General features: G+C 67.2%; 11 protein-coding genes. 8 read left to right on the forward strand and 3 right to left on the reverse strand.

Features of this window, described 5'->3' with window-relative positions; translation table 11 throughout:
- Positions 1-1,030, forward strand: a 1,030-nt coding sequence (locus WBB07_RS18725; RefSeq protein WP_526309891.1) for an AAA family ATPase, incomplete at its 5' end; no start/stop codon positions are given.
- On the opposite strand, the gene fni is transcribed toward WBB07_RS18725, so the two are convergent.
- Entirely contained in the window at positions 1,001-2,017 is a 1,017-nt protein-coding gene (gene fni, locus WBB07_RS18730; protein ID WP_526309901.1) for a type 2 isopentenyl-diphosphate Delta-isomerase, read from the reverse strand. The genes WBB07_RS18725 and fni overlap by 30 nt on opposite strands.
- A 34-nt stretch (positions 2,018-2,051) precedes the next feature.
- On the opposite strand from fni, the gene ftsY reads away from it, so the two are divergent.
- From ftsY to WBB07_RS18750, 4 genes are all read left to right on the forward strand, one after another.
- Positions 2,052-3,461 carry a signal recognition particle-docking protein FtsY gene (gene ftsY, locus WBB07_RS18735; protein ID WP_526309892.1) on the forward strand — a complete coding sequence of 470 codons (1,410 nt, stop codon included), beginning with the start codon at positions 2,052-2,054 and terminating at the stop codon, positions 3,459-3,461.
- Between the two features lie 167 nt (positions 3,462-3,628).
- The gene (locus WBB07_RS18740; RefSeq protein ID WP_526309893.1) at positions 3,629-4,939 is read left to right on the forward strand and encodes an ammonium transporter; all 1,311 of its coding nucleotides are present in this window, start codon (positions 3,629-3,631) and stop codon (positions 4,937-4,939) included.
- A gap of 60 nt (positions 4,940-4,999) precedes the next feature.
- The gene (locus WBB07_RS18745) at positions 5,000-5,338 is read left to right on the forward strand and encodes a P-II family nitrogen regulator (protein ID WP_526309894.1); all 339 of its coding nucleotides are present in this window, start codon (positions 5,000-5,002) and stop codon (positions 5,336-5,338) included.
- An 81-nt stretch (positions 5,339-5,419) separates the two neighbouring features.
- Positions 5,420-7,936 carry a [protein-PII] uridylyltransferase gene (locus WBB07_RS18750; RefSeq protein WP_526309895.1) on the forward strand — a complete coding sequence of 839 codons (2,517 nt, stop codon included), beginning with the start codon at positions 5,420-5,422 and terminating at the stop codon, positions 7,934-7,936.
- A gap of 1 nt (position 7,937) precedes the next feature.
- On the opposite strand, the gene WBB07_RS18755 is transcribed toward WBB07_RS18750, so the two are convergent.
- Together WBB07_RS18755 and WBB07_RS18760 are read right to left on the reverse strand one after the other, a co-directional pair.
- Positions 7,938-9,146, reverse strand: coding sequence for a sensor histidine kinase (locus WBB07_RS18755; RefSeq protein WP_526309896.1), 1,209 nt, complete (start codon positions 9,144-9,146; stop codon positions 7,938-7,940).
- On the reverse strand, positions 9,146-9,838 hold the full coding sequence (locus tag WBB07_RS18760; RefSeq protein ID WP_526309897.1) for a response regulator transcription factor: 693 nt from the start codon (positions 9,836-9,838) through the stop codon (positions 9,146-9,148). The genes WBB07_RS18755 and WBB07_RS18760 overlap by 1 nt, the downstream gene beginning before the upstream one ends.
- Positions 9,839-9,942: 104 nt before the next feature.
- On the opposite strand from WBB07_RS18760, the gene WBB07_RS18765 reads away from it, so the two are divergent.
- Genes WBB07_RS18765 through WBB07_RS18775 form a run of 3 tightly spaced genes read left to right on the forward strand, consistent with a single transcriptional unit; the run spans position 9,943 to position 12,882 of the window.
- Positions 9,943-10,974, forward strand: coding sequence for an AAA family ATPase (locus WBB07_RS18765; protein ID WP_526309898.1), 1,032 nt, complete (start codon positions 9,943-9,945; stop codon positions 10,972-10,974).
- Positions 10,971-11,915, forward strand: a complete 945-nt coding sequence (locus WBB07_RS18770; RefSeq protein ID WP_526309899.1) for a DUF58 domain-containing protein — start codon at positions 10,971-10,973, stop codon at positions 11,913-11,915. The genes WBB07_RS18765 and WBB07_RS18770 overlap by 4 nt, the downstream gene beginning before the upstream one ends.
- 13 nt (positions 11,916-11,928) lie before the next feature.
- Positions 11,929-12,882, forward strand: a complete 954-nt coding sequence (locus tag WBB07_RS18775) for a vWA domain-containing protein (RefSeq protein WP_526309900.1) — start codon at positions 11,929-11,931, stop codon at positions 12,880-12,882.
- Positions 12,883-13,005: the final 123 nt, after the last annotated feature.

A 13,005-nucleotide genomic window follows, 5' to 3' on the forward strand; every position in this document is an offset into this window, starting at 1 on the left:
GCAACAGCGGGCCACCGCGATGAGCGCGGCCCGCGAAGAGGTCGACACACTCAAGAACCGCATCACCACCCTCACCGACTCACTGCACCGTGACGAGGTGGCCAAGGCGCAGGCGGCGATGCGGATCGAGCAGCTCGAACAGATGGTGCTGGAGCAGTTCGGGATGGCTGTCGGCGATCTGGTGGCCGAATACGGGCCGCATATCGGGCTGCCGCCGTCGGAGTTGGAAATGGCCGAGTACGAGCAGGCTCGCGAGCGTGGCGACCAGGTCAGCGCGCCGGCGCCGATGCCGTTCGACCGGCCCACCCAGGAACGGCGCGCCAAGCGTGCCGAACGTGAACTCTCCGAACTCGGCCGGGTCAATCCGCTGGCGTTGGAGGAGTTTGCGGCGCTGGAGGAGCGCTACAACTTCTTGTCGACGCAACTCGAGGACGTCAAGGCTGCCCGCAAAGACCTGCTGGACGTGGTGGAGGACGTCGACGCCCGCATCCTGCAGGTGTTCGCCGATGCCTACGCCGATGTCGAACGCGAATTCGGGCAGGTTTTCTCGTCGTTGTTCCCCGGCGGTGAGGGCCGGTTGCTGCTCACCGACCCCAGCGACATGCTCACCACCGGTGTCGAGGTGGAGGCCCGGCCGCCCGGCAAGAAGGTCAAACGGCTCTCGCTGCTGTCCGGCGGTGAGAAGTCGCTGACGGCCGTGGCGATGCTGGTGGCGATCTTCCGGGCCAGGCCGTCGCCGTTCTATGTGATGGACGAGGTGGAAGCCGCCCTCGACGACGTGAACCTGCGTCGACTCCTCGGGTTGTTCGAGCAGTTGCGGGAGAAATCGCAGCTGATCGTGATCACCCACCAGAAGCCGACGATGGAGATCGCCGACGCGCTCTATGGCGTCACCATGCAGGGGGATGGCATCACCCAGGTGATCTCGCAGCGGATGCGGGGTCAAGAGCTGGTCAAGGCGGGCCGGAGCACAGCAACCAAAGACGCGAGCCCAACGGGGTCAGAGGGCGCTGACACCCCGGGCGCGTAGCGTCGCCACATCGGGGGCATCGCAGCCGTGCATGCAGATCGCCAGCTCATCGATGAACCCGCCCAGCCAGTCCGCCACGGCATCGGCCGACTCGACGGCCGGGGCCAGTAGGGGCCGCGCCACCGCGACGGCTGTGGCGCCCAGCGCCAGGGCTTTGGCGGCGTCCATCCCGGTCCGGATACCACCCGAGGCGATCACCGGCACCCCGGGCAGTTCCGCCACCGTCTCCTGCAGGGCGATTGCGGTGGGAATACCCCATTCGGCCAGTGCGGGGTGGCGGACCTCGCCGTAGCGGACCAGCTGCTCCACCCGGGACCAGGAGGTGCCGCCGGCTCCGGCGACATCGACGGCCGCGATCCGCAGGCCGCGTAGCTGCCGGGCCGCTGCCGCGCCGATCCCGTGCCCGACCTCTTTGACCAGGATCGGGTAGTCCAACTCGAGGGTGAGGTCCGACAACTGCTGCAATGTGCCGGTGAAGTCGGTGTCGCCGCCGGCCTGCATCGCCTCCTGCAGCGGGTTGGTGTGCACCGCCAGCGCATCGGCACCCACCCGGGCCAGCACCCGGGCCAGCCGGGGCGCCGATGTCGGCCTCAGCTGCGCCAGCCCGATGTTGCCGATGAGCAGGACGTCCGGGGCGACGTCGCGGACCTCGAAGCTGGCCGCAGCCGCCTCGTCGTCGAGCATGATGCGCTGTGAACCCAGCATGATCGCCACACCGAGCTGCGCAGCAGCGGCCGCGAGGTTGCGGTTGATGGTGGCGGACAGTTCGGCGCCACCGGTCATGGCGCCGATGAGGACGGGGGCCCGCAGCGTGGCCCCCAGGAACTCGATGCTGGGGTCCACCGCGGCCAGACTGGTCTGGGTCAGTGCGTTGTAGGGCAGCCGGAACGCTTCGAAACCGGTGGTGACATCGGTGTACTCCACGGCTTCGGCCAGGCAGACGTCGATGTGCCGCAGCTTGCGGGAGGTCGTCGCGTCGGGGCGGATCTTCACCGGTTGGTCCCTTTGAAAGAATGGCTCCGTGTCTGAAGGTTTGTGGATCGCAATCGCGGTCGTCGCCGTTCTGCTCGTCACTGCGCTTGTGGTCGGACTGGTGCGCTACCGGAAGCGACGCATCAGTCTGTCGTCGGCCCCCGACCCGGACACACCCATCGATCGATCTGGTGGGTACACCGCATCGTCGGGTATCACCTTCAGCCAGTCGGCGCCGCCGGCCGCTCCGGAGAGGATTGCCCCACCGGAACGGATCGACACCGACGGGTTGCCGGCTGTCGGTGATGATGCCACTATCCCGCGCGACGCCCCTAGGCGGCCGATCGCCGATGTGGCGCTTCCCGAACCCGAGGTTGCGGCTGAACCCGAGGTTGCCGCCGAACCCGAACCCGAACCTGAACCTGTAGTCGAGGCCGCTCCGGTCCCGGAACCGGTCGCCGAGCCGGAGCCCGAACCCGCGCCGGAACCCGAGCCCGCGCCGGAACCCGAACCCAGCGCACCGGTGCTGGACACCATCGATCCTGCCGAAGGCCGGCTCAATCGGCTGCGCGGCCGGCTGTCGAAATCGCAGAACGCACTCGGGCGCAGCGTGTTGGGACTGCTGGGTGGCGGCGATCTGGACGAGGATTCGTGGGAGGAAGTCGAAGACACCCTGTTGATCGCCGACCTGGGCCCGGTGGTCACCGCGTCGGTCATGGCCGCGCTGCGCGACAAGCTGGCTTCCAGTGGGGTGCGCACCGACGCCGATGCCCGCCGGGTGCTGCGGGAGGCCCTGATGGCCCAGCTGCATCCCGAGTTCGATCGCTCGATTCGGGCGCTGCCGCACGCCGACGCGCCGTCGGTGCTGCTGGTCGTCGGGGTCAACGGCACCGGGAAAACCACCACCGTCGGCAAGCTGGCGCGGGTGCTGGTGGCTGACGGTCGCCGGGTCGTGCTCGGTGCCGCCGACACCTTCCGGGCCGCTGCCGCCGACCAGCTGCAAACCTGGGCTTCCCGGGTGGGGGCCGAGGTTGTTCGCGGTCCCGAGGGCGCCGACCCCGCCGCGGTGGCTTTCGACGCGGTCGACAAGGGCATCGCCAGCGGCGCCGACGTGGTGGTCATCGACACGGCCGGACGGTTGCACAACAAAGTCGGCCTGATGGATGAACTCGGCAAGGTCAAGCGGGTGGTCAGCAAGCGCGCGGCGGTGGACGAGGTGCTGCTGGTCCTCGATGCGACGATCGGTCAGAACGGGCTGGCTCAGGCGCGGGTGTTTGCCGATGTGGTCGAGATCACCGGCGTGGTGCTCACCAAGCTGGACGGTACCGCCAAGGGCGGCATCGTGTTCCGCGTACAGCAGGAGCTCGGTGTGCCGGTGAAACTGGTGGGATTGGGTGAAGGCCCAGATGATTTGGCCCCGTTCGAACCCGGTGCGTTTGTCGACGCGCTGTTGGGGTGAGACACGTTCCGGAGGTGCCAGCAACCTCCGGAATGGCACTTTGGTGGGGTCGGAATGGCAAATATCGGCCCTCTTGGCGGCAGTTCACGTGAGTGAAACACGAGCGTCCTATCTGCGAAACAACTTCAATCGAGGCTGTCTCCTGACGTCGCGGCAGTCAGTCGCACATGGAGGAGGTATACGTGAGTCCCGAGGAATTATTGGCCAACTCTGGGAACGCTGCCTGGATGCTGATGTCAGCATCTCTGGTGCTCTTGATGACACCGGGTCTGGCCTTCTTTTACGGCGGCATGTCGCGTCAGAAGTCCGTCCTGAACATGATGATGATGAGTTTCGGCGCGATCAGCGTCGTGACCATCATTTATGTTCTGTGGGGTTGGTCGATGTCCTACGGCACGCAGAGTGTGGCGGGCATTTTCAACAATCCATTCGAGTTCTTCGGTCTGAAGGACTCCATCACCGATGCCGATGGCAACTACATCGTCGGTGCCGCGGGATATCCCAACATCATCGATGTCGGTTTCCAGGTCACCTTCGCGATCATCACGGTGGCACTGATCAGCGGCGCGCTCGCTGAACGCGTCAAGTACGGCACCTGGCTGTTGTTCAGTGGTGTCTGGGTGACCTTGGTGTACTTCCCACTGGCGCACATGGTTTGGGGTGGTGGCCTGCTCTCCGGTGCCGAGTCGAGTTTTGCGTCCTGGATCTTCGGCTACGACTCGGTCGCTGAAGAGGCGAATGTGCCACCGATCGACTTCGCCGGTGGCACCGTGGTGCACATCAACGCCGGTATCGCCGCATTGGTGCTCGCCATCGTCATCGGCAAGCGCGCCGGGTTCGGCAAGATCGCCTCGCGTCCGCACAACCTGCCGTTTGTCATGCTGGGTGCCGCGCTGCTGTGGTTCGGCTGGTTCGGCTTCAACGGTGGTTCGGCGTTCGCGGCCGATGGTTCGGCCGGTCTGGCCTGGGTCAACACCACTGCTGCCACTGCTGCGGCCATCGCGGGCTGGCTGGTCACCGAGAAGATCCGCGACGGGAAGCCCACCAGCCTCGGTGCTGCCTCCGGCATCGTGGCAGGCCTGGTGGCCATCACCCCCGCAGCGGGATCGCTGAGCCCCGTCGGCTCTCTCATCCTGGGCGCGGTCGCCGGCGTGCTGTCCGCGCTTGCGGTGGGGCTGAAGTACAAGTTCGGTTACGACGACTCGCTCGATGTTGTTGGTGTCCACTTTGTTGCCGGGTTCTGGGGCACGATCGGCATCGGCTTCCTGGCGACCGACACCGGCCTGTTCTACGGCGGCGGTATCCAGCAGCTGGTCGTCCAGTTTGTCATCGCGTTCGTGGCCGTGGCCTACACCGCGGTGGTCACTCTCCTGATCGCTCTTGCGCTCAAGCCGCTGGGATGGCGGGTTTCGGAAGAGGACGAGGCCACGGGAATCGACGAGGCCGAGCACGCCGAGACCGCGTACGAAGTCGCCTAAGACAAGGAAAAAGATGTCACAACCGCTGGACGAGAGAGTTCTTGAAGGGATTATTGACTGATGAAGCTGATCACCGCGATTGTCAAGCCGTTCACCCTGGAAGACGTCAAGACCGGCCTGGAGCAGACGGGTATCCTCGGGATGACCGTCAGCGAAGTGCAGGGTTACGGCCGCCAGAAGGGGCACACCGAGGTCTACCGCGGAGCGGAGTACTCCGTCGACTTCGTTCCCAAGGTGCGTGTTGAGGTGGTTGTCGACGACGCCGCCGTGGACAAGGTGGTTGACGTCATCGTGCAGGCCGCTCGTACCGGCAAGATCGGTGACGGCAAAGTGTGGGTCAGCCCGGTCGAGACCGTGGTTCGGGTCCGCACCGGCGAACGAGGGACCGACGCCCTCTGAGTCGCAACAACTTCAGCGACGTCCTCTCCGGTCGGGTACCAAGCGAACGTCTGTCGGTAACCGAATGAGTCGAAGGACGTGATGAAGCAGACACCAGATCCCGCCGCCGGTGCTTTCCGCAAGGAAGGCCCGGCGGCGGGCTCGTCCCCAGAGCCGCTCGCCGGGGCTCCCCGCCCGGCTAATGATCTCTCCAAGGCTGTACAGCAGCTGTTGAGCAGCGGCACAAAACAACTCGACTCGGCAGCGTTGCGAGACGCGCTTCTGGACTTGCATGAGTTCTGGCTCACCACCAAAGCCAACGAAATCGGGGTGACCGCCACCAGTGGCTTCGCCATCGTGGCCACCGGTGGGCTCGGCCGCGGTGAGATGGTGCCGTATTCGGACCTGGATCTGACCTTGGTGCATGACAACATGTCGACCGAAGAGGTGTCCCGGGTTGCCGAGCATCTGTGGTATCCGTTGTGGGACGCCAATATTCGGCTGGACCACAGTGTCCGGACGGTACCTGAGGCGCTCAAGGTGGCCAGCGAGGACATCTCGGCGGGCCTGGCGATGCTGGAGGCGCGACACATCGCCGGCGACGCCGCACTGTCGGCGCTGTTGATCGACGGCGCACGTCGGCAGTGGCGGACGGGAATCGCGGCGCGCTTTCCGGAACTCGTCGAGCATGCCCAGGCCCGGTGGCAACGCAGCGGGCAGATCGCCCATCGCGCCGAGCCGGACCTCAAATGCGGCCGGGGTGGGCTGCGCGACGTGCAACTGCTCAACGCGCTGGCGATCGCCCAGCTCGCCGATGTCCATCCGAGCCAGTCGATGGCTTCACCCACCGGATCACTGGGTGGCGCACATCTGGCTCTGCTAAACGTGCGCACCGAATTGCATCGGGCTTCGCACCGGGGCCGCGACCAGTTGCTGGCTCAGCACGCCGACGAAATCGGTGCGGCGCTGCGGATCGGTGATCGTTTCGACTTGGCCAGGATGCTCTCCGATGCGGCCCGGACCATCAGCTACTACGTCGACGCAGGTCTGCGTACTGCAGGAAATGCTCTGCCGCGCAGGGGTTTTGCTGCTCTCCGTCGTCCAGTTCGGCGTCCGCTCGACGAAGGTGTGGTCGAATTCAACGGTGAGGTGATCCTGGCCAGGGACGCCCGACCCGAACGTGACCCAGGACTGATCCTGCGGGTCGCGGCGGCCTCGGCGACCACGGGCCTGCCGATGTCGGTGTCCACCTTGGCGCGGTTGGCCGATTCGGCCCCGGAGCTGCGGATGCCGTGGCCGTCCCAGGCGCTCAAGGACCTGCTGGTGTTGCTGGCCGCCGGTCCCGCCGCGGTCGCCACGGTGGAAGCACTCGATCGGACCGGCCTGTGGGGCCGGCTGTTCCCGGAGTGGGGGGCGGTGCGCGACCTGCCGCCGCGTGACGTCGTGCACATCTGGACCGTCGATCGGCACCTCATCGAGACCGTCGCTCGGGCAAGTGCTTTGACCACGTGGGTGGCGCGCCCCGATCTGCTGGTGCTCGGTGCACTGGTGCACGACATCGGCAAGGGGCGCGGTGGTGACCACAGCATCATCGGTGCCGAACTGGCGACCCAGATCGGCACCAGGCTGGGATTGTGGCCCTCGGACGTCGAAACCCTCTCGGCGGTCGTGCGCTATCACCTGCTGCTGCCGGAGACGGCCACCCGTAAGGATCTGCAGAACCCGGATGTCATCGCCTCGGTGGTGGCCGCCCTGGGCGGCGATTCGGTGCTACTGGAGCTGTTGCATGCGTTGGCCGAGGCCGATGCACTGGCCACCGGACCAGGGGTGTGGGGTGATTGGAAGGCCTCGCTGATCGGCGATCTGGTACGGCGATGCCGGTTGGTGATGGCGGGAGAGGCGCTGCCGCATGCCGATCCGATCGATCCGCGCTACCTCGAACTCGCCACCGAGGTCGGAGTACACGTGGATCTGACGATGGGGGAGAGCGCCCACACCTACCGGGTGACGGTCATCGCTCCCGACAGCCGGGGGTTGCTGTCCAAAGCCGCCGGGGTGCTGGCACTCAACTCGTTGCGTGTCTATTCGGCGTCGGTGAACAGTCACCAGGGGGCCGCGATCAACACCTTTGTGGTCTCACCTCATTTCGGTTCGCCACCGGCCGCGGAGCTGCTGCGGCAGCAACTGATCCTGGCCCTTGACGGAGACCTCGACGTGGTGGGCAAGCTGGCACAGAAGGAACACGAGGGCGCGTCGGCGCCGGGGCGCGTGGGGGAGGTGCGGGCGGCGGTTCCGGTGAATCCGCCGGCGGCGCCGCCGCGGCTGCTGTGGTACGACGGGCCGAGATCCGAGGGTGGCACGCAGACGGTGACGGTGGAGATCCGGGCCACCGATCGTGCGGGTCTGCTGGCGACGCTGACCGCCGTCTTCGAACATGCCGGCGTGGACATCGTGTGGGCGAAGGTCACCACACTGGGATCCTCGGTGATCGATGCGTTCGGGATCGTGCTGCCGCCGGCCGGGGATGCGGGTTCGGTGCGCGCCGCCCTCGAAGAGGAACTCCTCACGGTGCTGCCGGCGCCTCCGCCGCGGAAGCCGGTGGAGGACGAGGACGGCTAGTTCACAGCGGGCAGCGCGCCGGTGGGGAAGTGCTGCGTTCGGGACGTTCGGCGATGGCGCGGTCGGGCAGCCAGATCACGAATGTGCTGCCGGCGCCGGCGGTGCTGAACAATGTCAACTTGCCTTCATGGCTCTCGACGATCTGGCGGGCGATGGCCAATCCGAGCCCGGACCCGCGGCGGCGTCTCGTCTCCGCGGTGCTCTCGGCTCTCCGGAACCGGTCGAACACCCGTTGCCGGTCTTCCTCGGCGATTCCGGGCCCCTGGTCGCGCACCGCCAGCCAGGCCCAGCCCTGCGTGCTACCGCTGGCAATGAAAAGCTCGGAATCCTTGGGCGCCAATCGGATCGAGTTCGACAACAGATTGGCCAGTGCCCGGGCCAGCGATTCCGGGTCGGCGTACACCACGGGCCCGGCCGCCAGCCGCGTCCGCACCTGCAGCGGCCGCTCCCCGGCCAGCAGCCGGTGTTCGTCGACGACGTCGGCGGCGAAGGTCGCCAGGTCCACCTGCTGGTCGGAGAACGAACCGGAACGCCGCCGTGCGGTGGCCAGCAGATCTTCCAGCAACCGAGACATCCGGGTGGTGGCCCGGGAGATCACCGCCAGCGCGTTGGCGCGTTCCTCGGCGGTGGCCCGATCATCGGCCAGCACCGCCTCGACGTTCGCCTGGATCACCGCCACCGGGTTGCGCAGTTCGTGCGAGACATCCTCGACCAGAGCACGTTCGGTGCGGAACGCCTCGTCGAGTCGGTCCAGCATGCCGTCGATGGTGTCGGCCAGGGTGCGCAGCTCGTCCTTGGGGCCGGTGGCGTTGATCCGCTGCGAAAGATCGCTTGCGGAAAGGCGATGTGCGGTGCGGGTGATCTCACCCACCGGACGGAGCAGCCGGCCGGCGACAAACCAGCCCACGACCAGGCTGATGAGAAAAATCGCACCCAACGCCAATAGCGAATAGTTGCCCAAGGTCTCGAGGGTGGAGTGGTTCACTGCGCGCTGAACACCTTCCAGGTCCGCGGCCTGGAAACTCTCACCCACCCGATAGACCATGGTCCCGTCCGGATTGCGGTCGAACTTCTTGACCGTCACCGGATCCAGCGGTGCGGCATCGATGGTGTGCGACAGGGCGAGGTAGACCCCGGCCAGGATCACCGCGGAGATGACGGACAGCCACAGCGATGTGGTGAGCGCCAGCCGCACGCGGATGGTGCGCATCAGGCCGGGGTGCGCAGTCGATAGCCGCGGCCCACCAGGGTGTGCAGCACCTGCTGCTCGCCGTCGACGGTCAGCTTGCGGCGCAGGGTGCCCACGGTGACCCGCACCGTCTGGGTGAACGGATCGGCGTTCTCGTCCCACACGTGTTCGAGGATCTGTTCAGCCGACACCACGTGATCGGGTCGGGTCAACAGATAGCGCAGCACCGAGAATTCCTTCAGGGTGAGGTCGACCTCCCGGCTGCCGCGGCGCACGATCTGGCGGGCGGTGTCGACGGTGATGTCGCCGAGACGCAGCACCGAGGAGCCGCCGGACACCTCGCGGCGCAGCACCGCCCGCAGCCGTGCCGTCAATTCCGCCAGCGCAAACGGTTTGACGATGTAGTCGTCGGCGCCGGCATCGAGGCCACGGACCCGGTCGGCCAGGGTGCCGAGTGCGGTGAGCATCACGATGCGGACGTCCCGGCCGGCCGGGGAATCGACTTCACCGGCGCGCAGCCGCCGGGCCAGCTCCAGTCCGTCGCCGTCGGGCAGGTTGACATCGATCAGGGCGACGTCATAGGTGTTGACCGCCAGCCGCTCGGTGGCCTCGGCTTCGGTGAGGGCGGCGTCGACCGCATACCCCTCCCGCCGCAGACCGACGCGGAGCGCACTGACCAAGCCCTCTTCGTCCTCGACGATCAGTACCCGCATGGCAGCCGAGGGTAGTGGGCTCACCGGTCCTGGTCGACCCGGCTTTCGCTGCGCTTTCGCCGGTGTTTCCCGAGGTTTTCGGGTCTCGCTGGTGAGGTGGTGGCATGAGCGCAAACGCCAACCACGACGAACACACGTCGGCACACAGCGCGGGAGCCCTTGTCGAGCGGGCCCTCTTCGAAATGAAACACGTTGTCGTCGGCCAGGACTCAATGCTGGAGCGGTTGCTGGTGGGTCTGCTCGCCGGCGGGCACGTATTGCTCGAGGGCGTTCCCGGACTGGCCAAGACGCTTGCGGTGCGGACCGTGGCGGCAGTGGTGGGGGGAACGTTTCACCGGCTGCAGTTCACTCCGGATCTGATGCCCGCCGACATCCTGGGGACCCGCGTGTGGCGGCCTTCGACCGAGGCTTTCGACATCGAACTGGGACCCATCTTCGCCAATCTGGTGCTCGCCGACGAGATCAACCGGGCCCCGGCCAAGGTGCAGTCGGCGCTGCTGGAGGCGATGGCCGAGCGTCAGGTCAGTATCGGTGGGCGCACATTTGGGTTGCCGCAACCGTTCCTGGTGCTGGCCACCCAGAATCCGATCGAGACCGACGGCGTCTACCACCTGCCGGAAGCTCAGCGGGACCGTTTCCTGCTGAAGATCGACCTGACCCATCCGAGTGAACTCGAGGAGCTGACCATCCTGTCGCGGATGGGATCCACGCCACCGACGGCGCGACGGCTGCTGACACCCGACGACGTTCTGCGGCTGCAGCGCACCACCTCCGAGGTCTTTGTGCATCACGCCGTGGCGCACTACATCGTCAGGTTGGTGATGGCCACCCGCGAGCCCGCCGAGTACGGCGTCGCCGGAATCGGCGAGCTTCTCGAGTACGGAATCGGACCGCGCGGATCTCTGGCGCTGTTGGCGGCCGGTCGGGCACTGGCGGTGCTGCGCGGGCGCGATTACGTGCTGCCCGGTGACGTCGCCGATATCGCCGCCGACGTCTTGGCGCACCGTCTGGTTTTGACCTTCGACGCGGTGGCCGACGGGGTCGAGCCGCGGGCGGTGATCGCCTCGGTGCTCGACTGTGTGCCACCCCCAGTCATCGCGCCGAACGACCACGAGCTCGCCGAGGTGGTGTCGTGAGCGCGGGACCGTGGCGGGCGCTCGATCTCGGGGTGCGGCGCCGGGTGGACAGCCTGCTGCCGGGCGACCTCGAGGGGATGCGCCTCGGGGTTGGCGCAGACCGCGAAGAGGTGGCCCGCTACCAGCCCGGTGACGATGTGCGCCGCATCGACTGGAACATCACAGCCCGGTCGCTGGACCCGCACGTCTGGCGACCGCGTGCCGACAACCGGCTCGACACCTGGGTGCTGGTGGACCGGACACCCAGCATGGCGTTCGGAACCGCCTCCTATGACCAGAGCGCCGACGAGAAAACCGAACTGGCGGCCCGGATCGTCGGAGCGCTCGGTCTGCTCACCGATGCACCCGGAAACACCATGGGCGTGGCGACATTCGGTCCCGGCGGAATGGTGTGGCACCGGCCGGACCGGTCGCGATTGGCCGGGGTGCGGGCGGCGCAGTCATTGGTGGCGGCGGTGGCGCGTTCCGGTGCCGGCTCGCCCAGTCTGGCGGAGGCGGTCACCGCGGTGAGCTCCCGGCGCGGTGGACCCGGCTTACGGGTGGTGGTGTCGGACTTCCTTGATCCCGGTGGCGTCAGCGAGGCGCCGTTCGACTGGCAGTCCCCGCTGCGGCGCCTGTCGGCCAGGCACGACGTGATCGTGATCGAGATCCTCGACCCGCGCGAGCTGAACCTGCCCGATATCGGTGCCGTGACGTTTGTCGACCCGGAATCCGGGCGCCAGCGCCACGTCTGGACCTCGGATCGCCGGCTTCGGCGCCGTTACCATGACGCGGCAGCACAGCACCGGGACGCTGTCGCCGCCGCGATCGTCTCCAGCGGTGCCGACCACCTGCGCGCCAGTACCGGACGGGACTGGATTCGAGATCTCGCCAGGTTCCTGCGGGAACGACAGCGCACGATGCGACGGTCGGCCCGGTTCCGGGTCGGATCGCGGCGGTGAAGTCGCAGTGTTCATGACGTTCCGGTTCCCGATCGGTCTGCTGATGCTGATACCGGTTGTGTTACTGGCTCTCACCTATCTACTGACCCAGCGGCGCCGGGTGCGGTACGCAGTGCGCTATGCAGCACTTCCATTGCTGGACAAAGTGATTCCAGATCGTCCCCGATGGCGCCGACACCTGCCCGCAGCGTTGCTGCTGGCTGCCCTGACCTTGTGTGGGATGGCGGTGGCGCGCCCTGAGATGGCGGTTCGGGTGCCGTATGAGCGGGCGACCATCATCGTTGCCCTCGACACCTCGGAGTCGATGCGGGCCCGCGATGTCAGCCCGGATCGGTTGACGGCGGCCGTCGCCGCGGCGGGCCAGTTCATCGAGCAGCTGCCCGCCACCTTCAACGTCGGAGTGATCACCTTCGCCGGCTCCACGTCCGTCTTGCACGCCCCCGACACCGATCACGAGGCCGCGGCCGGGAGCCTGCAGGTGCTGACCACCCAGTCACGCACCGCGATCGGCGAGGGGGTTTTCACCTCACTGGAACAGATCATCGCCATCACCGAACTGCCGGCGGACGGCCGCGAGCGGCTGCCCGCCCATGTGGTGCTGCTCTCGGACGGCAGCAACACCAGCGGCCGCAGCACCGCTGATGCCGCCCTGGCGGCGGTGGCGGCCGGCGTGCCGGTCTCGACGATCGCCTACGGCACCGCCGACGGTGTCCTCGACAGCGGAGGTTTCCAGGTCCCGGTACCCGTCGATTCCGAGACGCTGGCCGAACTGGCCGATGCCACCGGTGGTGTCGCCTACTCGGCGGCCAGTGGTGACGAACTGCGCGACGTCTACCGCGACATCGGATCGTCGATCGGCTGGCGCACCGAGTGGCGTGAGGTCACGCCGGCCGTTGCCGCACTTGCCCTGGCCTGCGGCATCGTGGCCGCCGGCCTCTCGATGCGCTGGTTCTCCAGACTCGTCTGACAAGGAGCTCACCGATGCCTGAATCGCTGCCCTGGGCGGGACTGGGTGCCAGACGGGCCGGGCCCGCCTTTGTGGCGCCACCGACTCGACCACCCGCCCCGTCCCGGATCGGTGTCACCGCAC

The sequence above is a fragment of the Mycobacterium sp. genome (genome assembly GCF_049647605.1).
In the GTDB taxonomy this organism is placed as follows: Bacteria; Actinomycetota; Actinomycetes; order Mycobacteriales; family Mycobacteriaceae; genus Mycobacterium.